Here is a 21,718-nt window from a genome sequence, read left to right on the forward strand (position 1 = left end):
GAGCGACTGACGAAAGCGTGACCGTTTTTTTCTTTTAATTATCAAAAGAAAAAAACGGAAAACCCAAATTCAGTAAATTCCGTGAATGTATTTTGAAAAATATTTATGAGAAAAAGTTCCAAACGAGACCAAAACGCACTATGAAATCGCGATATGGATAGTTTGGCGCAGAGAAAAAGTTGTATCCAGTTATGGATGAATTTAGATGTTCTGCTTTGAGATAGATACGTGTTCGTCTAACTTTCGCATTAATGAACACATCTATACGTGGAAAGTTTCCAATTTTTTGCTGGTTTTGACTATAGAATTCTCCTAATAAAGGATTGTAGCCGTCCGCATTGTATTCTGTAAAGTAACTAAATGTAACTCCCGTTTGGATGAATAATGCTTTTTTGAACCATTGATCTGTAAAGTAGAGCGTATTTCGTGTTACAATTTCAGGAACATTAAATATGTCTCCCGTTTGCGTAACGTTTTGATACATTATTGTATTGTTTAATGCAAATTTCCCATAACGGAATTCTTTCCCCACTTTTACTTTTAAATAGGTTATAGCATCTGTTGATTGCAATGGAGTTATTTGCTGACTTGTATCCAGCCCTGAAAAGTATGCGTAGTTATCCATTGATGTAAAGCTCACATCTGCATTTAACCATTTTTTAGATTTGAAACTAAAATTAAGGCTTTGTGTACGCTCTTTATCGAAGTTAGTTCGCCAATTGTAATTTGTGTAAGCACTTTGATTGATAATGAAATTGAAGTTTGGCGCTTTAGAGTTGATTACGATAGAGGCTTCCACATTTGCGTCATCATTAAATTTGTACTTGGCTTGTCCTTTAAAATAATTCCCGCCGAGTTCTCCTGATATATTTGCTAGTAAATCTGCGCGCAAATCAATTCCTCCTATTTTATGTCGCCATTCTCCTCCTAACGCGATGACATCTCCTTCTATTCTGTTTGGAAGTACATTATTATTAATATATAGTATAGAATTAAAGAAGTAATTGTATTTGGTATGATTTGCTTTGAATTTTACATCACCAAAAGTTTTGGTTCTGTAACTTACACTACCTTCATTGGATAGTTTTCGAAGTTGTGCTCTATCACGCAAGTCTCTCCCCACAAAACTATCTCCAAATAATTCATTTGCTGAACCTTGATTGTATATGTAATATTTGGTTTCATAGTTAAATGTATGACCAACTCTTAAGTTTGAATCGCGCAACGAATCTTTTTGCTTAAATATTTTATAGTCGTGCTCTAAGTAATAACGTTTTCCTACTAATATATTTTCAGCATCAGTAAATTGTATTGCAAGTCGTGATCTATCTGTGAATTCTGCTACACCATTTTCAAAATCAGCTAATCCAACATCTGTTAAACCACCGTTTTCATTATTCAGCACATCTTGCGAATAGAAATGTCCGCGAAGTGCATATCTATCATTTTTCGTTTTGTAATTCGCAGTAAATCTAAAATTCCCTGTACTACTAAGTATGTTTTGATATTTCCCAAGCGATCGCATTCCTTTATAAGCAACGGAAAGATTCATACGCTTCGAAGTATTCATCGTAATAAACGCATCTATTAATTGACCTTGCTCCATAGCCGTTTTGAAAAACAATTCAGTTGTTGGTGTTGGCACATTAAAGTAACGTACATCTTCTACTTCATCATAGTTAAAATGTTTTGCGCGCATTCCAATGCTTGGAAAAGCTGCAGGTCTATCAAATGAATACCCTAAACGGTTGTAGGTTTGTCCTAAGTTAGAAAACGGCAACAATTCAAAATCGTCTTTACGTAAGTAATTGTATTTGTATTCTTTTTCAATTGTTAATGTAGTATCAAGAATTGTAGTATCACGTTGGTGTGTGATTATTTTATACAAATTGATATCGTATTCTTTTCGTTTCCCTGTTTTGTCTTTTTCAGAAGATCCGTTTACATTATTAATGTCTCGTTCTCCTTGTTGATTAATCTTTTCTTTTTTCCCTGCTACAGGATTCAATTTGGTTTGTGCATTTACAGAAGAAATGGAAATACATAGAAATATAACGAAAAGGATATGCTTCACTTGTTTTGTTTTTTTAACCTGTAAATGATTCACAAATAAGTATCTCTTACATGTTTTGTTGACAAAAGTATACTTTTTGAACGAAATAAAAAGCCTAGAATTGTTATTGAAATCATAAATTGTGTTTTTTAGCTGTAAACTGTTTCTATTTTCTATTTTGATTTGAATACAAGATAGAATAGTTTTGTTTGATACGAATTTACTTATGTTAGCATTACAATTACTTGATGGATTAGAAGCAGGAACCGATGAAGCTGGTCGCGGATGCCTTGCCGGGCCTGTGACTGCCGCAGCTGTTATTTTACCCAAAAATTTTAAAAATGACATTTTGAATGACTCCAAACAGCTAAGCGAAAAGAAACGTGATATTCTCCGTCCAGTAATTGAATTAGAAGCTACCGCTTTTGGTGTTGCTCATATTTTTCCTGTTGAAATTGATCAAATAAATATTTTGAACGCTTCAATTTTAGGAATGCACAAAGCTATTGATCAACTTTCTATTATTCCTGAACATATTGTGGTAGACGGAAATAAATTTAAACCGTATAAAGATATTCCACATCAAACTATTATTAAAGGTGATGGAAAGTACATGAATATTGCAGCCGCCTCTGTATTAGCAAAAACATATAGAGACGCGTATATGGAAAAGATTCATGAAGAATTTCCTATGTATAATTGGAAAAAAAATAAAGGATATCCAACAGTAGAACATCGTGAAGCCATTAAAAAATATGGTACAACAAAGTATCACCGCATGTCTTTTCGTTTATTGCCAGAACAGTATTCGTTAGATTTATAAGTTTTTTTTAATATCAGACGCAACCTTTATATATATATGGTATCTACTAAATATTAAAACCGATTATTATGAAATCTAAGTTATTCCTTTTAGTTATCTGTATTGGATTTTTCTTTTCATGTAATAATGACGACAACGGAACTATTATATTGAACCCTATTAGTGGAACTTGGAAATTGATTGATGTAAGTTGTGAATGTGCTCCGGCAAACTTTCAAGCTAATCATCTTTGGAATTTCAACCTATCTCAAAATGCAGTAACAGTTACCAATGCTGCTGATGAAAATTTACAGATATTAGATAGCGGAACGTACCCTTTTGTAATAACCACAAACACTATTACTATAGAATCTGTAACTTATGATTACTACTTTGAAGGCGAAATTTTATTTTTAGCTGATGAACCTGAAAGTGATGGCCCTTTAATGAAGTTTGAAAGACAATAGCATAGATTTTATTATACTATTTTAGACTAAAAAACATATTATGTGGGAAGAACGACTTAAAATTTTTGACGCTATTGTAGCAAAATGTCCTCGCTTTGAACGCAAAGGAAAAAATATGATTTACACATCTGCTAACGGGCACATGTTTGGATTGCTTAACAAAGCAGGCGAAATTGGCTTTCGATATGGAAAAGAAGTTCAAGAAAAATATATTACAGCATTTAATTCCGATTATTACAAATCGTATGGAGCTACCATGAAAGGTTATGTATTAATTCCTGAAGAAATGCTAACTGATTTAGATAAGCTTGCCAACTATTTAAATGAAAGTTACGATTATGTAATGTCGTTAGACCCGAAATAAAAATTACACATAAAAAAACGCTTTCACCTTAGGTAAAAGCGTTTTTCGACATTCATACAATTTCCTATCCACGACGGAAGCAACCTGCACTACCATGACAAATAACTGGAAGTGTAAATGGTGCGCAACCTAATGTTGCAGGAACAGTAACTCCTCCTGATGGTTGACAAGCTCCTCCGCTAATTCCTCCAACAACGGCAGCTGCTCCTAATTCAGAAACTGTACGTTTACTTAATGTCAATTTTTTTAAATTTCGTTTTTTCATAATAATAAATTTTTATGTTATACCTATATGGGTATTATTTCAATTTTCATTACCCAAAAAATGTATATTTATATAAATCACTCGTTTGATTGTTAATAACAACTGTAATTATATCCTGCCTACAATAATTTACAATCGCGTAAGTTTTATACTTTTGTAACATTCATTCAACAAAGAGCCACAATAGCTTTACTGTTTTTAAATAGATTTTTTATGAAAAGAATTCTGCTGTTAATTCTTACCATTTTTAGTATTGGTTGTACAACCGAAGAAACTCCAAAAGAATATGCTTTATTAAAATTTGCTCCGCAAAATGCAGCTGTCATTTTACAGATTAATGATTTTGAAGGATTTCAGAGTGAGCTTAAAAACAATCAACTATTACAATCATTTAAAAAACCAAAGTTTAAGCAAGACTTTACTGTGTTTGTTGACTATTTGAAATACATTAAACCAAATTCAAAATCGTTGTTATGTTTTAATGAATTAGGAAAAGATAGTTTTGAATATACATTCATTACCAAATCACATCCTAATTTAATTGTATCAGACTCACTTCAAAAAGCAGCAACGAAGAAGATTACATATAATGACACGTCTATTATAGAAACAACAATTGGCGAACAAGTAAATTATTCTTTTTTTGCAGATAGCATTTTTGTGAATTCTTCTTCAAAATTATTGATTGAAAATTGTATCCGATCCTACAAAAAAGCAATCATTCCAGAATCATTACAAAAAGTATACGCTACTATTGATGAAAGCAAATCGGCAACTTTATTAGCAACTCCAAAAGACATTTCACCTTTAATTCAGCATATTTTCCCTAATGCAAACACCAAATTTGTAGCAACTTTTGCAGAGCAAATGGCACTTGATATTGATATCCTACAAGATGAAATTAGTTTTACAGGAATCATCACCGAAAACGATTCGTTGTCGCATACATTGAGCCCTTTAAAAAATACGTCGCCACGTGAACATAAAATGGCAAAAGTAATTCCGCCATTCTTCACATATTTCACTTCTATTACATTTGATTCATACACTAATTTTCATCCTGAAAAGGAAAATTCATTATTAGATGCTTTGGAAGAAGTAAGTACATTTTCATTTAATGGAAATACATTTACAGGTTTACGTTTTATATCTTCCAGCAATGAAGCCGCTACACAGTTAAAAAATAATCGTATTCAAAGTAATGCTAGAAATAGTTTTATACGTGAAAATGAAGATCCAGACCTTTTCAAAGAACATTTCACTCCTTTTATAAAAGAATTTAACAATCAATTTTTTTTAATTCTGGATGAATATATCATTTTCACAAATATTGATGGTGTGAAAGATTTGTTGATTTTATCACTCTTATACAGAGATGAACAAACATTACTATATCAAGATAATTACCAAGAAACGATTGGTAATTTAAGTGATGAGTCATCTATATTAACATTCATAAACACTAAAAAATTTAAATCGACAATAGCTGAAAGCACGAAAAAATCGTATCAGAAAGAAATCAAAAGTATTAATCTAGATGATTATCCATTTGCTGCGCTGCAATTCATTAATGAGAAAGGAAGCAATTATGCGCATGTTCACGGCCTGTTGAAACGAAATGATGTAAAACCAACTAAGAATTCAGTATCTCAATTTTTGAATATTGTATTGGATAATCCTGTAGCGACTGATCCACAGTTTGTAAAAAATCATATTACCAAACGAAAGGAGATTGTTGTACAAGATGAATCAAATGTATTGTATTTGATTTCTACACAAGGGAAAATTCTATGGAAAAAACAGTTAAATGGAAAGATATTAGGTGATGTTTCTCAGGTAGACTTATATAAAAACGGACGTTTGCAGTTAGCAATCACTACGCCACAATTTTTTTATATTTTAGATAGAAATGGAAATGATGTAAAACCATATCCAGCTAAAGCAACATCAGGATATACGCAAGCTGTTGCTATTTTTGATTATGATAAATCAAAGAATTATCGTTTTGTATTTACGGAAGGAAATAAAGTTGCTATGCGTGATAAAGCTGGTAAAAAAGTAACAGGGTTTAAATTTTCAGGTTCTGAGAATGATTTCATCAATTCGCCGCAACATTTTAGAGTCATCACAAAAGACTATATCACATTTCAAGAAAGCAACGGAAAGCTTCATATTTTATCACGAACTGGCGCACCAAGAATTACGGTAAAGAAAAACATTCAATTTTCAGACAATAAAATATACATTCATAACAACTTATTTACGACATCTGATCGCAATGGAAATTTGATTCAGGTAGATAGTAAAGGACAGATTGACAAAACAAAGTTGCCTGTAGAAGCAAATCATGATGTAACTATGACAAGTAAAACTTTGGTGAGTTTCTTTGAAAACAAATTACGCATTAAAGACAAAACTATCGAACTTGATTTTGGTTCATATAGCAAGCCTGAAATTTTCTTTATCAAGAATAAAATTTATGTAGCTATTACAGATGTTGATGCGCAGAAAGTATACTTATATGATAGTAATGCAAAATCAATTCCTGGTTTTCCAGCTTTTGGAAGTTCGGCAATTGATTTAGGAAATTTTGACAAAGATCCAAAATTAGAGTTTGTAACAAAAGGAGAAAAAAACACGCTTTTAGTGTATAAGTTAAATTAATTAGTTTCCTATAGTTGCTATTTCATCTTTGGTTTCTTGTTCTTTTTGCAATTGGTTTATCTGTTTGCGTAAAAAGACAGTTTCGTATATACTTAAAATTCCAAATAAAATAACAGGCACAAATACTACTGCTGAAATGATATCGTCACTTCTGTCATTCGTTGTAAAATTACCAATTATGGATAATATTCCAAATAGTATACAATAAACACTATGCGCTATTGCGCAAATTTTTAAAACGGCAATCGTTTTATTTGCTTCTTTATAAGGCTTTGATTTTCTATAATAACGAAAACTTTTAATATGATAAATTAGTGTAAACGCGCTTAATAAAAATCCCAAAACGACAAAAAGTAAGGCAATAATATATCCAGACTTGTTTCCAAATACGTCTTTAAGAAAAATCAACGCAAGTGACATAAAGAATAATAAAAAAATTGTAATTAGAATTAGTATAATTTTAAGTATGCGCATGAATCGTCTTTTTATAAATTTAAACCAATTGTTTCAATATCGTTTTTAGTTTCGTGCTCTTTCTTGAGTTTCTTGATGCGTTTTTTTAACAAAAACAGCTCTAAGAAGCTACACAATGCTGTGCCCAAAAAAAATAACACAAATAATATCTGCTTTAGATCAACATTATATCTCACATAACGTATAACACTATACAATCCTGCACCAGTAACATAAAGTACAAAACTAGAGAAACAGATTGCTCCTACCCATAAAACTTTCGGTAGTTTTTTATTAAGATTTACATTTTCTTTCCGTCTGGAATATTGAAAACTTACAATATGATATACAATATTGATTGTAGCCGTAATAAACCCTAAACTTAAGTATATAAATGCTTCTAAAGGAGCGTTAGAATTTGGCCGACCAATGATTTCATAAAAAAACACGTAGAGTATCATTCCTATCAAAATAATAGAAGCTATTGTTAGCAATATTTTTAATAAGCGTAGCATTATTAGTGACTATTTTTTAAAGTGAAGAAATACCGATATCGTCAATTTCATTTGTTAATAATACTTTTTCTTCTACCCTTTTTATCATTCCGTGTAACTGTATAATTTCAAAAGCTCCCAAAACCGCAAAAATAAAAATGACACAATCAATAAATATACCTGAAAATGAACCATAAGATCCTATAATTCTATCAAATATTGAAAAGAATGTTTCATAAATAAGGTACAAATTAAAGCCAAGCGCACAAAGACCTAATACCAATAAAACCTTTTTTCCGAAACTCTTTAAAACCTTTTCATCATAATAAGTATAGCTTTTATAGTGATATATGACAACAGCAATCATCAACATCAATAAATAATAAATTCTTATTAATACTATATCTCCAACTGCCATTAAAAAAAAGATAGTACCTATCAAGAATAAACAGAGTAAAATTGTAAATACTATAAGTAGATTTTTTATAATTCGCATATCAGTATTATTTTTCTACACCTCTAATATCGTCAATTTCTTCTTTAATGCCGCGCTTAATTTTTAATTGTTTGATACGCTTTTTTAAGAGAGATACTTCTAAAAGGCCTAACAAGGCAGGGAAGAAAATGATGCTCATAAACAAGAAATCATCTGATTTATAATCTAAAGACAAATATCTATTCCAATTATTATAGATTCCTTGTGCAACAAGAAATAGTAAAAAAGCATTAAAACTAGCACTTCCTATCCAAAGAAACTTAGAAAGTTTTTTGTCTAAATTTTGTTTGCTTACTTTTCTGTAAAAACGGAAACTTCTAATTTGATATATAATATTAATTATAGGCAATATAATAGCCAAAACAATGTAGGCATACACCAACACAGGAATCTTATTTTTTGAAAATTCAGCATCTTCTACAATTACAAAAGACATGGATACTATAATAAGTATTGAGAATAATATCAGGAAGATCTTTATAAATCGCATGGATTAAAAGTTACGAATCTGTATCACCACCAATCTCTTCTATATCTTCTTCAAGTTCGCGACGTTCTTTGTATGTTTCTACAAATTTATTGAGTTTATACGTTTCAATGAGTGTTAGCATTCCAAAAACCAAGAACCCAGTTCCGCCAATTAAACCATTTTGATTTAGTGCCAAATCATTCGCTTTTATTGCAGGAATGATCATTCCCATTCCTAATAAAAAAATAATAACACCAAAGGAAACATGAAGCGCCCAATACTTTTTAGAGAGTTCCACAATGGTTTTTTCAAAATCTTGTAATGGATAATACACGAATGTTTTCATGTGAAAAAAAATACTAAACGCACTTGTACATGCTAAAAAGAAGAATGCAGAAGACGCTCCTTGAAAACTACGGCTACTGCTATACATTATAAAACTAAATACAAATAATAATATTGTAATGGCAATCGTAAAAACAAGCAATGCAATTTTTACAACTTTCATATTACGACTGCATTTTTAATTCAGCTTCAAATAATGTTTTAAAATGACGCAATAGTTTTTCTTTTACTTCATTTTCATCTACATGAGTTTTGCCAAGTTCTACTTGTAAAGAAGTTACTGCTTTTCCACGAATTCCACATGGAATGATATTGTCAAAATAACCTAAATCAGCATTTACGTTTAACGCATAACCATGCATAGTTACCCAACGACTTGCACGAACGCCCATAGCGCAAATTTTACGCGCAAACGGAGTTCCTACATCTAACCAAACGCCTGTTTCACCTTCGCTCCTATCAGCTTTTAAACCGTATTCAGCCAAGGTTAAAATAATCATTTCTTCAAGTAAACGTAAGTATTTATGAATATCTGTAAAGAAGTTTTCTAAATCTAAAATTGGATAACCCACAATTTGTCCCGGTCCATGATAAGTAATATCTCCACCACGATTAATTTTATAAAATGTAGCACCTTTTGCAGTAAGTTGCGCTTCATCTAACAATAAATTAGAAATATCACCGCTTTTCCCAAGTGTATATACATGCGGATGTTCTACAAATAAAAAATGATTCGACGTTTCTAAATTTGCATCTTCACGCCTATTTCTAATTTTAGTATCTAAAATTTCCTTAAATAGTTCTTCTTGAAAATCCCAAGTTTCTTTATAATCTTTCGTTCCTAAATCCTGTACTTGTATTGTTTTGTTCAAAGCATGTATATTTTCAACTACAAAAATACGACATTATCAAAAAAGGAGATTCCTTTTAACAAAACTATTTGAAAAGTATAAATTCATTTTCTTTGCTTTACCAACATTTCGAAAGCACTGAATGTGACAAATAAAAACAAAAAAGCGGAAACACTATAATCGTATTTCCGCTTTTATATATAATGTATTACGTTTTATTATTTCTCTAACTCAACTTCTACATTTAGCATTTCTGGGTTTGTAATATATTGCAAAAAGTTCACTTCTAACGTAAAGCTTTTTCCATCTTCATTAATAGTTGCACCTTCTAAAGATACAGACTTAATTTTCTTAGGAAAATGATAGTTTAATGTATAACCAGATGAAGCAAACATCATTTTAGCTTGCCCTAAACTATCTTTTACAGCTGCTAATTTGGCTTTATCTAATACGACTACTTCACGTTTAAAAACATTTCCTTTGAAAGAGTAATTTGTCTCAGTTACACCTTCCGAACCTAAAGCCGACATAGGATTTGCAGCTGCTTGCGAGTTAGGGTTTTTGTTTTTATCTACCTTTCCTGCTGCGTTCATTGCTGAAAACATATCTTGCAATTCACTCACACTATTAAAGTTAGCAAACATATCCATGCCCATTTTCTTTTTTTCAGCATCCATAACCATGTGCATCTGAAAAGCTTCTAAATTCTTTAATTTATCCTGCTCTGCTTGCGACAACTTAGAAATACTATCTTGTTGATCTTTAAAAAGATCTTTAAATGAAATAATAGAATCAATTCTTTTTCCATCATTACTTTTCATCATTTCTTCGCCCATTATGTCCATTAATTCGGCTCCGTCCATGTTAAAAGAAACTTTTCCTGTTCCATCGTCATTGATGTAAATGTTTTCAGAAAATTGACAACTTGTAAATAATGTTAGAAACGCAATTACTGCTCCTAAATAGATTTTTTTCATGTGTTTTAATTAAATATTTATTTATTTGTTTGGATTATTTAAAATAACTAGTGCCGCAATGGTTCCAGGAACCCAACCGCATATCCACAAAAGAAAGACAATTAATATTGATCCACAACCTTTATCTAATACTGATAACGGCGGGAATATAATTGCTAATAATACTCTCCAAATACTCATAATGTTTTTTAATTTGATGATTGATGATAACTATATGACTCATAAACAAGTAAAATGTTACACCAACTACATATCATATAAAATACCATACTGCAAATATTTCAAGATGAGTTCATTGGTATACTAATGAAATGTATTTATCTTTGCGAACTTAAAATTTACACAAAAATACTATGCAATTATCAGAACAAGAAATCGTTCGTAGAGAAAAACTATCAAAGTTGCGCGAACTAGGCATTAACCCGTATCCTGCAAATCTTTATCCTGTAAATCATACTTCGAAACAGATAAAGGAAAAATTTGCTGAAGGTAAACAGGTGGTAATTGCTGGTAGATTGATGTCGCGTCGTATTCAAGGTTCGGCTTCATTTGCAGAATTACAAGATGCTGACGGAAGAATTCAAGTGTATTTTAATAGAGATGAAATTTGTCCTGGAGAAGATAAATCTCATTACAATGATGTCTATAAGAAATTACTAGATATTGGTGATTTTATCGGAATTGAAGGAGAATTGTTTACAACGAAAGTTGGTGAAAAAACAGTAATGGTAAAAGGATTTACTTTATTAAGCAAAGCTTTAAAACCATTGCCACTTCCTAAAGAAAAAGATGGAGTTGTCTATGATAAGTTTGATGACCCTGAACAACGTTACCGTCAGCGTTACGCTGATTTAGTGGTAAATCCAGAAGTGAAAGAAGTGTTTGTAAAGCGTACAAAATTATTCAACGCTATGCGTAATTTCTTTAATGAAGCTGGCTATTTTGAAGTAGAAACGCCAATTTTACAACCAATTCCTGGTGGAGCTGCGGCACGTCCGTTTGTAACACATCACAACTCATTGAATATTCCATTATATATGCGAATTGCCAATGAATTGTATTTAAAAAGATTGATTGTTGGTGGATTTGATGGTGTTTATGAATTTTCTAAAAACTTCCGTAACGAAGGAATGGATCGTACGCACAATCCAGAATTTACAGCTATGGAAATCTATGTTTCATACAAAGATTACAACTGGATGATGGATTTCGCAGAATCTTTGTTAGAACACTGTGCTATTGCCGTAAACGGGACAACAACAGCGACATTTGGTGAACATACAATTGATTTTAAAGCGCCTTATAAGCGTGTTACTATGACACAATCAATCATTGACTTTACAGGATTTGACATTACTGGAAAATCTGAAGACGAATTACGTGAAGCTGCCAAAGGCATGGGAATTGACGTTGATGAAACAATGGGTAAAGGAAAATTGATTGATGAGATTTTTGGTGAAAAATGTGAAGGAAATTATATTGAACCAACGTTCATTACAGATTATCCAAAAGAGATGAGTCCGCTGTGTAAAGAACACCGTGAAAATCCTGAATTAACAGAACGTTTTGAATTAATGGTTTGTGGAAAAGAAATTGCAAATGCATATTCTGAATTGAACGATCCTATTGATCAACGTGAACGCTTTGAACACCAATTAAAATTAGCTCAAAAAGGTGACGATGAAGCAACTGAATTTATAGATCATGACTTTTTACGTGCGTTAGAATACGGAATGCCTCCAACTTCTGGAATGGGAATTGGTATGGATCGTTTGATTATGTTTTTAACAAACAATCCTTCAATTCAGGAAGTATTATTCTTTCCTCAAATGAAACCTGAACGCAAGCAAGTTGCTTTGACTGACGAAGCAAAAGCAGTGTTAGAGATTTTAAAGAAAACTGAAAAATTGCCATTAGCCGATTTAAAAGTGCAAGCTGGATTATCGAACAAAAAGTGGGATAAATCTATAAAAGAACTGACAAAAAACAACTTAGCAAAAGTTGAGAAAAACGATGATGGACTTTTTGTAGAAATCGTCTAATTTCAAATTAACTCAACTTAGTAGTTAAAGTATATTATAAAAAAGCGGTCAAAAACATACTAAAAGCCTCATTCTGAATTTAATTCGGTTTGACGAAAATGTTACCTTTTAGACCGCTTTTCTTAGTTACGCCAAGCTTCAAAACTTGTAGGTACTTTTTCGTCGTGAAATAGCTTTAAGAACTCTGTCATGTTTTTTGCAATATATCTCGGCTTCATTCTAGGTTTTACTAAAATGATTTGACCTACATGTCCTTTTTTTCCTGGAAGCATATCTACAGCATAGGAAAATGTGTCATCATCATAAAAAGGAATCCAATACGGACTTGCGTATACAGGCAATAATCGTTCGTCAATTTCATCTTTTTTCGTAAGTGCATCAAGGGTTGCGTACTCATACCTTGCATATGATTTTTTTGTCTTTGAATAGAAAAAATTCCAATTAAGAAACGGACCATTTCCATCATGTCGTTTAAACATTCTTCTCAATTCATCTGGAAGTATATTGCCCGTTTCCAACGTAAATTTACATTCATACAATCCTCTTCTCTCTTCATTTGCTGGTCTTGAGCTATATGAAAATCTAAATTTAGCACGCATCTTTTCCCATGCTTTTTCTTCTTTAACAAGATCAACTGCTGCAATTTTTTCATCTTTTTTACCGTAGTCAGCAAATAGTTGTAGTTTTTCTTGCTTGTTTTTAAATACATCTTCACTTTTTTCATAATACCAATCATTTGCATAAAAACCATATAGCGGAGTTGGCGACTTGTATTCTGTTTTATATGCTTCAGCAGGCGTATGCAACAACTTCAAGTTATCATTTTCATAGAGTGCAATGAAGTAATCATAATACTTTTTTGGATATTTCTGTATTAAAAAGTTTTTAATTTGACTTACCAATACACAACCTTCTGCTCCTTTTAACTTTCCTGTTTCCTTTACGTCAATTAGCAACAATAACTTGTGATCTTCAATTTTAGATAAAAGTGCAACTTGATCTGTGTTTAGGTGATATTCAGAAAACTGAAACTCTTCTTTTATGGTATACGAGATAGAATCTGTAGCAAAACTAGGTGTAAGCTGTATACTTTGTTTATCGTTTGCAAACACTTCTTTCCTTTGTTCAACTCTTACCGCTTCTGCCGCTTTTTCTTCTTCGTATTTTGCTTCTTGCATCACTTCTTCTACATAAGCAGATCCGAAAAAGAGTATAGCAGAAACTAGTTTATACAAAATAAATATTGGCGCAATTAAATGCCATATTGGTCTTCTGATTTTCTCCTGTTGTACAGCTTTTTTAATGTCTTCTGGGAAATTTTCCTTCGCGACCGTATTATGACAGTCTATACATTTTACATATAGTTCCTTTCGCAAAGGAATTACAGGAATCCAAAAGAAATGAAAATAGTGCGCTCTCCCTTTTAACATGTATGATTTTTTTCCCTGACAATAGGAACAGTTTGTATTTGCGTTCAAGTATTTTTCGGTAAGCTTCGTTGCTCTGGATCCAAAAATTAAGAAATATGGCATGCTCTTGTGTAAAAGTGAATGAATTTCAAAACTAATTTTTTTGATTCAATTAAAATAAAAGTTTATTGATAAATTTTCTAAAGTACAATTCGATTTTTGGCAACAATTTCTCAGTTTTTAATTCCTTCTTTTATCGTTTACACTCGCTAAATTGCGACCACAACTCTTTTGTTTCATTTTTGATGTTTGATACTTTTACTTCATTATTAAAACAAACTTTTATATTATGAAAAAGAAATTTAAACAACTTGATATTAAACAAAAAGTCAATTTCTAATCTAAGCGAAAAATTTGTAATTATTAGGTGGAAGAAATAAAATGTCTATCATTATTAAATGTCTAATTGGGCCATCAAATGATACTTTAGATCGCGACTGCCCATCTTCTTGGTGTCAACCAATACAATTTAATCAAATTATAAAGAAGCCTAGGAAACTATTTACTTGAGCTTTTTTATTTACAATACATCTCGACTAACTAGAATTGTATTTTTCATATCTTTAACACAAATTAAAACTCAAACTACAATTAGGTGAAGCGTTCTCGAGATTCCAGATATGATAAAAAACGTTCGCGCGACAAGAAAGACGATAAGCGAAAATTAAAATTTAGTACGAAAAGTACTGAAAGTAGAGATAAAAACGAACGCTCTCGATCTAGTAATAAGGATGAAAGAAGAAAACTTCCTGAAAAAAGAACGCCAAAATCTGAAATTCAGAATGTTCCTAAAGAACAACCTATACTTCAAGAAAAAGTACTTCCAACGCCAGAACGTTCTGTAGATTATGAAGTTTTTTCACAAGGAGATAAGAAGTATCAAGAACGTACTACACATCGGAAAAAGAAAAGTGGTTATCCTAAAATTGCATTGCCACTTGCTGTTGTTGGGATTCTTTTCCTTTTTAGAATTTTATTAAATATTGGCGGTTCTGATTCTGGATCAAGTTCTACTAATATTCCTGAAAGGTACGATCCTGTATATGAAGATAGAGTCACAACAACGACAACGACACCCACAAGAAAACGCAAAAAAATCAATGCTGCTGCCTTTATCATTGGAAAAGGAAAGCGTTTACGAGAGATTACACAACTTGAAAAAGATTCTACCATCCCTATTATTCCGAATGTAAAAGTTCGTTTATTTAAAGGATTTCATGTATATGATTCGAAAGAGTTTCCTAGTATTCCAATACTAGCTTCGTATTCTAAATATCACTTTTTCTATGATGTTCAAAAGAAAAATCCTGAGCAATCCATGAGTGAACAATGGAGCATTATACGTGAAAAACTTGCCGAAAGAGCGTATAAGGGATATTTTGTATATCAATATCCTAAAGAATATAAAGTTGACGATTTGTTAATAAACGAAACTGAGTTTTCAATTTCGACAAAAGGCAATATTGTATATGGTGTAGCTACGCTTGTCGAATATAAAAACAAACGTTATTTCTTTCAATTTATCTCCAAAGAAAAAGAAGATAAAGAGCCTAATTATAATTATCTACGAAAGTACCTCAACTATTATTTAAAGATCAAAGCTGCAAATGGATCATATGATAGCGCTGATGATTTGAGTAGTTAATATCTATTTGAGATAGCTTCATTTACTTTCAGACTAACTTGCTTTCACCAATGCTAACGTAGTTTGATATAAATCGGTTTTGTTCATTTTGGCTTTTAGCCAAGCATAAAAACTCATCACAAAAATATCTTCTTGTTCTGGAGATTTCCATTCAAAAGAAGCTTCTACTGTTGACAAAAATTCTTCAGAAGTTACATTTTCTGGTGTTTGATAATAACTTTTCACAAACTTCAAAAAAGTAATTACACGTTGTTCTCCAGATTTTTTTAAAAATGGATAATACTTGCGTTGGAAACTTACAAAACGTGAATCGACATAGGAAATATTTCCTAATTCAATATGTAATAAGAGCTCAATTAAGTTTTTCTTAATCACCCATTCAACTCCTGCTTTTTCTTCATACCATTTGTCTGTATGATAGAATTTTGAAAATACTTGTTGTGCTTTTTTAAATTCTCCTTGTTGAAAGTAAAATACAATCAAACTCAAATGCACATCTAGCATCACTTCTAAATCAAACTTCTTTACTTGACTTATGGTTTCCAAAATTGAAATAGCCTCTGTGGCATTTCCTGAATAGTTATGATTTAGCGCCACCAAACATTGATATGGCAACAACGAAGCTTTGTAAAATTTTCGCTTTTGCCGTTCCATTTCTTGATGCATCAAGTCTAAATACTCCAAGCTTTCCGCGAATGCTTTCTTCCTAAAAAAGATATTCGCAATAATATATAATACTTTTATATGATAAAATAAATGCTTGTCGGTTTGTTTCAATCGGTTGGAAATATCTTTGTAGTTCTCCAATAAAAATGGTGTAATTGTAAAAAAGTCTTTCGTTACTGAAGCTGCCGAACTTACCATTTGTGCTAATTGATACAACGATTTATAGGTTAATCCTATTTCTTGTGAAATTCCAAAACGCGTATACGTTTCTTGAATCAATTGCTGAAATGAGATAATTTCACCTTTATACACCACTTTTTGTACATTTTCTTTTATCACAGCATATGCCATGTTCAACTTTTCTTCTTGTAGAAAATCTTTTTGATTTGCAGTAAACTTTTCAATTAATTTTTCTAATGGCGGTGCAAACGAAGTTGTGTGTGCATATTGTATTTGTGTATGATATACTTCATTTAACAATGAAAAATGCAAAATATCGCGTGCTTTCTTTTCTGCTTTGTTTAATACTTTGAAAGCCGTTTTGTACTGTTTCTGTAATAATAAGTTACGAGCAACCAACACTCGCTTGGTAATATCGAGTTCATCTGAAACTTCATGCGTCAAACTTTGTGTTGCCATAAAATCAAGTAATGAACTCCACAAACGTTTCCGCAAAGCATGATACGCGCTCTTATTATCCTTTCCATATAGCTTTTTAGGAATTTCCTTAGCAGGATAATTTACTAATAACAACTTAAACAATTGTACATTTTTCGTATCGTGTCGCTTGTTTTTATAAGTAAGATATTTTACAAATTCTTGTTGTTCTTCTTTAGAAAACTGAGAAATCATCACATCAATTGCAATCATTATATCGTTTGTTTTAAAATATTCAAATGACTTATAATCAATAAATTAAATTATTTATATCAATATAAATATAGTCCTTTTTATTGAAAAATTGAATTTTGCAACTAAAAATCTCACCGCATATTTGTCCTGTAATCAAAAACAAAAATTAAATCAAGTAACATTTAAATTATAGTATTATGGAAAATCAAACATTTTTAAATTCAGAAGAAGAAAAAAAGAATTCTATAAACATTAAAAAAGAAGAAAAAAACCCTTTTAAACCAACACCTGCATTTATTTCAGCATCATGGGCAGCCTTATTAATTGGAATGGTTGCGTATTGTGTAGGATTGTGGAATGCAGGCATGGAACTCAACGAAAAAGGATACTACTTTACTATATTATTATTCGGATTATTCTCGGTAGTTTCTGTTCAGAAAGCCGTAAGAGATAGAATGGAAGGAATTCCAGTCACAGACATTTATTATGGAATAAGCTGGTTTACAACTTTAGCCTCTGTTCTATTATTAATTGTCGGATTGTGGAATGCCGAATTAGAATTGAGTGAAAAAGGATTTTACGGAATGTCATTCGCCTTAAGCTTATTTGCTTCCGTAGCCGTACAAAAAAATACCAGAGATTTACACGCATTAAAACAACAAGAAGCTTAAATGTTGGTTGATTACCAAGAACCTCGTAACGATATGATTGTCGATTGTTGCGAGGTTTGTTTTTAATAAAACGCTTTCAACCTAAATTTAACACAATGAAATATCTCAAACTATTTTTAGCACACATACTAATATTCGCATTATCTAATTTCATTTTTATTTACTTTCATTCATTCTATGAAAATACGCTTTTTGAAATTACAGCTATTGTTTTTCATCTAGCATTAGTTATAGTGATTTATATAGGAAGCGGTTATTATGCTACAACTAAAACAGAGAAATTTAAACCTCTGAGTTATTCAATTATTGCAATTATTGGCATCTGTATTTGGCTTATTGCTTTTATAGATTCACCAACAGACTTAAATTGGAAAAATGGAAATGGAGGCTTATTCTGGCTACTTTATAGGATTTATATAATTCCTACTGAGCTACCTTTTTGCTTTTCTGATTATGTATCAATTGATAAATTTAATATTATCATGAAACATATCAGCTTGGTTACTTTTACGATACTGCCTTCAATCTTTCAAGCATATGGTGGATTTTTAAAAACAAAAAGAAATATTAAACCAGCTTAACAAAGCATTTTATAATGTATTGACTAACTTAGTTTTACTTATTAATATTCAACATATGAGTTCAAAAATTAAACAAGCACTTCCGGAATTGGTCGAAAACGGCATCATTACGGAAGAAATTGCTCAAAATATAAAAACCTATTACCAAAAAAATGAAGCATCTGGCTCTAGTCGATTGTTTACAGTTTTTGGAACTTTAGGAGCTACCTTAATCGGATTAGGAATTATCTTAATTATGGCGCACAATTGGGATAATTTTTCACGCTTAACAAAAGTATTTTTAGCTTTTCTACCCATGCTAATTGGGCAAGTTGGATTAGGTTATAGTATCTATAAAAACAAAAGTAATACTTGGAAAGAAACCGCTACTGTGTTTCTGTTTTTCAGTGTTGGCGCGTGCATTTCTCTAGTAAGTCAAATTTATAATATTCCTGGAGATTTGGAATCGTTTTTACTCGCCTGGATTGTGTTGTGTCTTCCTTTATTATATGTTACCAAGTCTAGATCAGCAATCATTTTACACTTAGTATTTATTACATATTACGCGTTTGAAGCAGGTTATCGTTTTTACGGACATAATTCTACAATTCCGCACACGTACTTTTTATTGCTCTTGTTTCCATTGTTTAGCTATTTTAAAATGATGCGAAACCACGTGAAGTCATCAATCTTACCTATTTTACATTGGTTATTTCCGTTGAGTATAATTATTTCTTTACCTGTTTGTATTGATAGAAGTGAAGGTGTTGGATTCTTAATGTATATGTTTTTATTTGGAATACTATATAATATTGGACAACTTTCGTACTTTAAAAACAACTCATTACTTCAAAACGGATATCGCTTTTTAGGTTCATTAGGAACTGTAATTGTATTGCTTATTTTAAGTTTTCGCTATATCTGGAAACATGAATTTAATGATGTAAATTTTTACTCTCTAGAGTTTTGTTGTGCTGTAATTTTGTTTTGTATTGCGAGTATTGCCTTGTATACCAGTGTCAGGTCTAAACAAGAGAAAGGTGTGAATTTATTTCAATATGTATTCCTCATATTTAGTGTCATCTTTATGCTTGGCCTTTTTGACGATGTAATGCCTACTATTTTAATAAACATTTTGTTATTCATTTTAGGAGTGATGGCTATAAAAATTGGCACAGACTCATACAGTTTTGGAATTCTAAATTACGGAATGCTCATTATTGCCGTATTAATTGCATGTCGATTTTTTGACGACACCATTCCTTTTGAATTAAGAGGATTACTATTTGTATTGGCTGGTGCAGGTTTTTTCACTGCAAATTACATCATGCTAAAAAAACAAAAATCTAAACAACAAGAACAATGAAAAAATCATATATATACGCACTTTTTGGTTTAATGGTATTAGCTCAAATCGTGGCTTCCGCGCAAATTGTTTACAAATACGAACGCACTATTGCTTCTAATAATGTATACAAATTCAAAACAGCTCCAGTAGATCCAAATGATCCATTTAGAGGAAAATACATTACACTAGATTATCAGATCAATTCTTTTAAAACCTCAGACGAAAGTTGGGATGATTATGACGTTGGTTATGCCTATTTTTCAAAAGATGAAAATGGTTTTGCCGTATTAGAAACGCTCGTTAAAGAACCGTATTCAGCTAGCAAATTTGATTATATACAAGTAGAAATCAACAATCATTATGATGGTTATATTCATTTCGATTTACCCCTTGATCGTTACTATATGGAAGAATCAAAAGCCTATGATGCTGAAGTGCTTTCCAGAGAGTTAAATCGTAATGGTACAACAGATGACATCTATGCGGTTATACATATTGAAAGTAATATCCACGTATTAACGGATGTTGTTGTAAATGGCGTTTCTATGAAAGATGCTGTTGCCAAATAATTTTTGATTGTTATGAAAGAACTCTTAAAAAAACAATGGAAATACACTTTATATGTCAATGAAGTTGGCGCATACATTTTAACAGTAATTTGCGGAACTATTGGTTTGTATGAAGTAGAACATGTGTTAACAAACGAACAATTACTAAAATACAAAAACCAAGGAGAAACTTTTATAGATGCTTTGGCAAATGATATTAGTTATACTCCAAAGAAGTATTTAAAGTAAAGTCATAGAAAATCTTGCATACTTAAATAGTAATCAAAAAATGGAATTGTTATTTGACATTAGTAACTTCTACATTGAATTACCAAATGACTCAATGCAATAAGGTTATTCATCAAAACGAATCAGATCTGTTGATGATATCATGTTTAACGAGCTTACTACAACATACACGTTAAAAAAAATCATAAAAAGATTCACTAGTCTATATCAATCATTTTCAGATCTTAAAGGAGAGAAACTAGAAATTATCGGATTTAATGGTTTTTCTAATATTTCTGGCGATATTCGTATCTACAAAAAATAATACCAAATGCAAAACCTCTGGACATTTCCAAAGTCTACTGATAACTCATTAATCTTTATAAAGGATAATACAATCTATATTAGTATAAAACAAGGAGAAACATTAGTCAATCAACTCAAAAGTATTAAAGCGGATCGACTTCCTAAAGATTTAACTGAAATTCATTTTGAGGATATTGAACAGGTTATTTTTCACAAAAACAAAATCGAAATTCACCAAAAAGATGCTAAAAAGACTCTTTTTATTGATGATAATGATCAAATTAATGAAGTCTTTTATTCCCTAAAAGAAGAAATTCTAGCATTAAAATACACAGTTACACAATCAAGTGTCATAAGTCATATTAAAATTCATTTGTTATTTGCCATTTTAGTTTTTGCTCGTTTGATGTATTATCTATTTGAAATTGCAGACATTGGTCAAAGAGCAGAATTATCGTCTTTACAAGAATACTATGGTGTTGCGTATGGTAACTTTGTTCATGGTTTTGCAAGTTTTGGGCTTACTGGAGTTGTTATAATTGGAATTGTATATATCTTAATTGCGTTATTCTTTTTAAATAATTCTGCAGAAAAAAGACCGTATACAAAAACACTAAAGCGTGTATAAACTTTTAATCTTCTAATCCTTTTATTGAATCAATAATAGCAAGAATACGATCATT

The 21,718-nt window shown here is 31.2% G+C and carries 25 protein-coding genes; 13 read left to right on the plus strand and 12 right to left on the minus strand.

What is annotated here, in order from left to right; genetic code table 11:
• Window positions 1-103: 103 nt before the first annotated feature.
• The gene (locus Q0828_RS21560) at window positions 104-2,074 is read right to left on the minus strand and encodes a putative porin (protein ID WP_298426438.1); all 1,971 of its coding nucleotides are present in this window, start codon (window positions 2,072-2,074) and stop codon (window positions 104-106) included.
• 205 nt (window positions 2,075-2,279) lie between these two features.
• Here Q0828_RS21560 and Q0828_RS21565 point away from each other — a divergent pair, with 205 nt between their 5' ends.
• The 3 genes from Q0828_RS21565 to Q0828_RS21575 all read left to right on the plus strand — a co-directional run bounded on the left by Q0828_RS21565 (window position 2,280) and on the right by Q0828_RS21575 (window position 3,686).
• Window positions 2,280-2,876 carry a ribonuclease HII gene (locus Q0828_RS21565; protein ID WP_298426441.1) on the plus strand — a complete coding sequence of 199 codons (597 nt, stop codon included), beginning with the start codon at window positions 2,280-2,282 and terminating at the stop codon, window positions 2,874-2,876.
• 68 nt (window positions 2,877-2,944) lie between these two features.
• Complete coding sequence (locus Q0828_RS21570) at window positions 2,945-3,322, plus strand: hypothetical protein (RefSeq protein WP_298426444.1); 378 nt, start codon at window positions 2,945-2,947, stop codon at window positions 3,320-3,322.
• A 40-nt stretch (window positions 3,323-3,362) separates the two neighbouring features.
• Entirely contained in the window at window positions 3,363-3,686 is a 324-nt protein-coding gene (locus Q0828_RS21575) for a hypothetical protein (protein WP_298426446.1), read from the plus strand.
• A 64-nt stretch (window positions 3,687-3,750) separates the two neighbouring features.
• Here the strand turns inward: Q0828_RS21575 and Q0828_RS21580 are convergent, their stop codons facing one another.
• Entirely contained in the window at window positions 3,751-3,951 is a 201-nt protein-coding gene (locus Q0828_RS21580; protein WP_298426448.1) for a hypothetical protein, read from the minus strand.
• A gap of 213 nt (window positions 3,952-4,164) precedes the next feature.
• Here Q0828_RS21580 and Q0828_RS21585 point away from each other — a divergent pair, with 213 nt between their 5' ends.
• Window positions 4,165-6,615 carry a hypothetical protein gene (locus tag Q0828_RS21585; protein WP_298426450.1) on the plus strand — a complete coding sequence of 817 codons (2,451 nt, stop codon included), beginning with the start codon at window positions 4,165-4,167 and terminating at the stop codon, window positions 6,613-6,615.
• Here the strand turns inward: Q0828_RS21585 and Q0828_RS21590 are convergent, their stop codons facing one another.
• The 8 genes from Q0828_RS21590 to Q0828_RS21625 form a co-directional block, all read right to left on the minus strand.
• Window positions 6,616-7,089, minus strand: a complete 474-nt coding sequence (locus Q0828_RS21590; protein WP_298426453.1) for a hypothetical protein — start codon at window positions 7,087-7,089, stop codon at window positions 6,616-6,618. It abuts the gene before it with no gap.
• An 11-nt stretch (window positions 7,090-7,100) separates the two neighbouring features.
• Window positions 7,101-7,583: a hypothetical protein gene (locus Q0828_RS21595; protein ID WP_298426458.1), complete on the minus strand. Its 483-nt coding sequence runs from the start codon at window positions 7,581-7,583 to the stop codon at window positions 7,101-7,103.
• Window positions 7,584-7,599: 16 nt separating this feature from the next.
• Window positions 7,600-7,980 carry a hypothetical protein gene (locus Q0828_RS21600; protein WP_298426461.1) on the minus strand — a complete coding sequence of 127 codons (381 nt, stop codon included), beginning with the start codon at window positions 7,978-7,980 and terminating at the stop codon, window positions 7,600-7,602.
• Between the two features lie 85 nt (window positions 7,981-8,065).
• Window positions 8,066-8,494, minus strand: coding sequence for a hypothetical protein (locus Q0828_RS21605; RefSeq protein WP_298426464.1), 429 nt, complete (start codon window positions 8,492-8,494; stop codon window positions 8,066-8,068).
• A gap of 64 nt (window positions 8,495-8,558) precedes the next feature.
• The gene (locus Q0828_RS21610; RefSeq protein WP_298426467.1) at window positions 8,559-9,035 is read right to left on the minus strand and encodes a hypothetical protein; all 477 of its coding nucleotides are present in this window, start codon (window positions 9,033-9,035) and stop codon (window positions 8,559-8,561) included.
• Between the two features lies 1 nt (window position 9,036).
• Window positions 9,037-9,753, minus strand: coding sequence for a lipoyl(octanoyl) transferase LipB (gene lipB / locus Q0828_RS21615; protein WP_298426918.1), 717 nt, complete (start codon window positions 9,751-9,753; stop codon window positions 9,037-9,039).
• A gap of 188 nt (window positions 9,754-9,941) precedes the next feature.
• Window positions 9,942-10,700, minus strand: a complete 759-nt coding sequence (locus tag Q0828_RS21620) for a hypothetical protein (RefSeq protein ID WP_298426471.1) — start codon at window positions 10,698-10,700, stop codon at window positions 9,942-9,944.
• A gap of 21 nt (window positions 10,701-10,721) precedes the next feature.
• The gene (locus Q0828_RS21625; protein WP_298426474.1) at window positions 10,722-10,880 is read right to left on the minus strand and encodes a YqaE/Pmp3 family membrane protein; all 159 of its coding nucleotides are present in this window, start codon (window positions 10,878-10,880) and stop codon (window positions 10,722-10,724) included.
• A 173-nt stretch (window positions 10,881-11,053) separates the two neighbouring features.
• Between Q0828_RS21625 and lysS the strand changes: the two genes are divergently transcribed.
• Complete coding sequence (gene lysS / locus Q0828_RS21630; RefSeq protein WP_298426477.1) at window positions 11,054-12,742, plus strand: lysine--tRNA ligase; 1,689 nt, start codon at window positions 11,054-11,056, stop codon at window positions 12,740-12,742.
• 122 nt (window positions 12,743-12,864) lie between these two features.
• Here lysS and Q0828_RS21635 read toward each other — a convergent pair whose 3' ends face one another.
• Complete coding sequence (locus Q0828_RS21635) at window positions 12,865-14,274, minus strand: SMI1/KNR4 family protein (RefSeq protein WP_298426480.1); 1,410 nt, start codon at window positions 14,272-14,274, stop codon at window positions 12,865-12,867.
• 532 nt (window positions 14,275-14,806) lie between these two features.
• Between Q0828_RS21635 and Q0828_RS21640 the strand changes: the two genes are divergently transcribed.
• Window positions 14,807-15,856, plus strand: a complete 1,050-nt coding sequence (locus tag Q0828_RS21640) for a hypothetical protein (RefSeq protein WP_298426483.1) — start codon at window positions 14,807-14,809, stop codon at window positions 15,854-15,856.
• Window positions 15,857-15,889: 33 nt separating this feature from the next.
• On the opposite strand, the gene Q0828_RS21645 is transcribed toward Q0828_RS21640, so the two are convergent.
• Window positions 15,890-17,392 (minus strand): hypothetical protein, encoded by a 1,503-nt coding sequence (locus tag Q0828_RS21645; RefSeq protein WP_298426486.1) that lies wholly within the window; start codon window positions 17,390-17,392, stop codon window positions 15,890-15,892.
• A 179-nt stretch (window positions 17,393-17,571) separates the two neighbouring features.
• Between Q0828_RS21645 and yiaA the strand changes: the two genes are divergently transcribed.
• The 7 genes from yiaA to Q0828_RS21680 all read left to right on the plus strand — a co-directional run bounded on the left by yiaA (window position 17,572) and on the right by Q0828_RS21680 (window position 21,663).
• Window positions 17,572-18,045, plus strand: a complete 474-nt coding sequence (gene yiaA, locus Q0828_RS21650; protein WP_298426489.1) for an inner membrane protein YiaA — start codon at window positions 17,572-17,574, stop codon at window positions 18,043-18,045.
• 95 nt (window positions 18,046-18,140) lie between these two features.
• Window positions 18,141-18,626, plus strand: a complete 486-nt coding sequence (locus Q0828_RS21655) for a hypothetical protein (protein WP_298426492.1) — start codon at window positions 18,141-18,143, stop codon at window positions 18,624-18,626.
• A 55-nt stretch (window positions 18,627-18,681) separates the two neighbouring features.
• Window positions 18,682-19,971: a DUF2157 domain-containing protein gene (locus Q0828_RS21660; protein WP_298426495.1), complete on the plus strand. Its 1,290-nt coding sequence runs from the start codon at window positions 18,682-18,684 to the stop codon at window positions 19,969-19,971.
• Window positions 19,968-20,522, plus strand: a complete 555-nt coding sequence (locus Q0828_RS21665) for a GDYXXLXY domain-containing protein (protein ID WP_298426498.1) — start codon at window positions 19,968-19,970, stop codon at window positions 20,520-20,522. Before Q0828_RS21660 ends, Q0828_RS21665 begins: the two co-directional genes overlap by 4 nt.
• A 12-nt stretch (window positions 20,523-20,534) precedes the next feature.
• Entirely contained in the window at window positions 20,535-20,750 is a 216-nt protein-coding gene (locus Q0828_RS21670) for a hypothetical protein (RefSeq protein WP_298426501.1), read from the plus strand.
• Between the two features lie 142 nt (window positions 20,751-20,892).
• On the plus strand, window positions 20,893-21,054 hold the full coding sequence (locus Q0828_RS21675) for a hypothetical protein (protein WP_298426504.1): 162 nt from the start codon (window positions 20,893-20,895) through the stop codon (window positions 21,052-21,054).
• A 6-nt stretch (window positions 21,055-21,060) separates the two neighbouring features.
• Window positions 21,061-21,663, plus strand: coding sequence for a hypothetical protein (locus tag Q0828_RS21680; protein ID WP_298426506.1), 603 nt, complete (start codon window positions 21,061-21,063; stop codon window positions 21,661-21,663).
• Window positions 21,664-21,718 lie beyond the last annotated feature (55 nt).

The sequence above is a fragment of the uncultured Kordia sp. genome, from assembly GCF_947496985.1.
In the GTDB taxonomy this organism is placed as follows: Bacteria; Bacteroidota; Bacteroidia; order Flavobacteriales; family Flavobacteriaceae; genus Kordia.

Bases quoted from the DNA above. Each gene is read 5' to 3' on its own strand.
- Q0828_RS21595 (WP_298426458.1), bottom strand. From the start codon at position 7,583: ATGCTACGCTTATTAAAAATATTGCTAACAATAGCTTCTATTATTTTG.
- Q0828_RS21660 (WP_298426495.1), top strand. From the start codon at position 18,682: ATGAGTTCAAAAATTAAACAAGCACTTCCGGAATTGGTCGAAAACGGC.
- Q0828_RS21625 (WP_298426474.1), bottom strand. From the start codon at position 10,880: ATGAGTATTTGGAGAGTATTATTAGCAATTATATTCCCGCCGTTATCA.
- lysS (WP_298426477.1), top strand. From the start codon at position 11,054: ATGCAATTATCAGAACAAGAAATCGTTCGTAGAGAAAAACTATCAAAG.
- Q0828_RS21610 (WP_298426467.1), bottom strand. From the start codon at position 9,035: ATGAAAGTTGTAAAAATTGCATTGCTTGTTTTTACGATTGCCATTACA.
- Q0828_RS21665 (WP_298426498.1), top strand. From the start codon at position 19,968: ATGAAAAAATCATATATATACGCACTTTTTGGTTTAATGGTATTAGCT.
- Q0828_RS21565 (WP_298426441.1), top strand. From the start codon at position 2,280: ATGTTAGCATTACAATTACTTGATGGATTAGAAGCAGGAACCGATGAA.
- Q0828_RS21670 (WP_298426501.1), top strand. From the start codon at position 20,535: ATGAAAGAACTCTTAAAAAAACAATGGAAATACACTTTATATGTCAAT.
- yiaA (WP_298426489.1), top strand. From the start codon at position 17,572: ATGGAAAATCAAACATTTTTAAATTCAGAAGAAGAAAAAAAGAATTCT.
- Q0828_RS21645 (WP_298426486.1), bottom strand. From the start codon at position 17,392: ATGATTGCAATTGATGTGATGATTTCTCAGTTTTCTAAAGAAGAACAA.
- Q0828_RS21600 (WP_298426461.1), bottom strand. From the start codon at position 7,980: ATGGCAGTTGGAGATATAGTATTAATAAGAATTTATTATTTATTGATG.
- Q0828_RS21620 (WP_298426471.1), bottom strand. From the start codon at position 10,700: ATGAAAAAAATCTATTTAGGAGCAGTAATTGCGTTTCTAACATTATTT.
- Q0828_RS21655 (WP_298426492.1), top strand. From the start codon at position 18,141: ATGAAATATCTCAAACTATTTTTAGCACACATACTAATATTCGCATTA.
- Q0828_RS21575 (WP_298426446.1), top strand. From the start codon at position 3,363: ATGTGGGAAGAACGACTTAAAATTTTTGACGCTATTGTAGCAAAATGT.
- Q0828_RS21580 (WP_298426448.1), bottom strand. From the start codon at position 3,951: ATGAAAAAACGAAATTTAAAAAAATTGACATTAAGTAAACGTACAGTT.
- Q0828_RS21605 (WP_298426464.1), bottom strand. From the start codon at position 8,494: ATGTCTTTTGTAATTGTAGAAGATGCTGAATTTTCAAAAAATAAGATT.
- Q0828_RS21680 (WP_298426506.1), top strand. From the start codon at position 21,061: ATGCAAAACCTCTGGACATTTCCAAAGTCTACTGATAACTCATTAATC.
- Q0828_RS21635 (WP_298426480.1), bottom strand. From the start codon at position 14,274: ATGCCATATTTCTTAATTTTTGGATCCAGAGCAACGAAGCTTACCGAA.
- Q0828_RS21570 (WP_298426444.1), top strand. From the start codon at position 2,945: ATGAAATCTAAGTTATTCCTTTTAGTTATCTGTATTGGATTTTTCTTT.
- Q0828_RS21675 (WP_298426504.1), top strand. From the start codon at position 20,893: ATGTTTAACGAGCTTACTACAACATACACGTTAAAAAAAATCATAAAA.
- Q0828_RS21585 (WP_298426450.1), top strand. From the start codon at position 4,165: ATGAAAAGAATTCTGCTGTTAATTCTTACCATTTTTAGTATTGGTTGT.
- Q0828_RS21590 (WP_298426453.1), bottom strand. From the start codon at position 7,089: ATGCGCATACTTAAAATTATACTAATTCTAATTACAATTTTTTTATTA.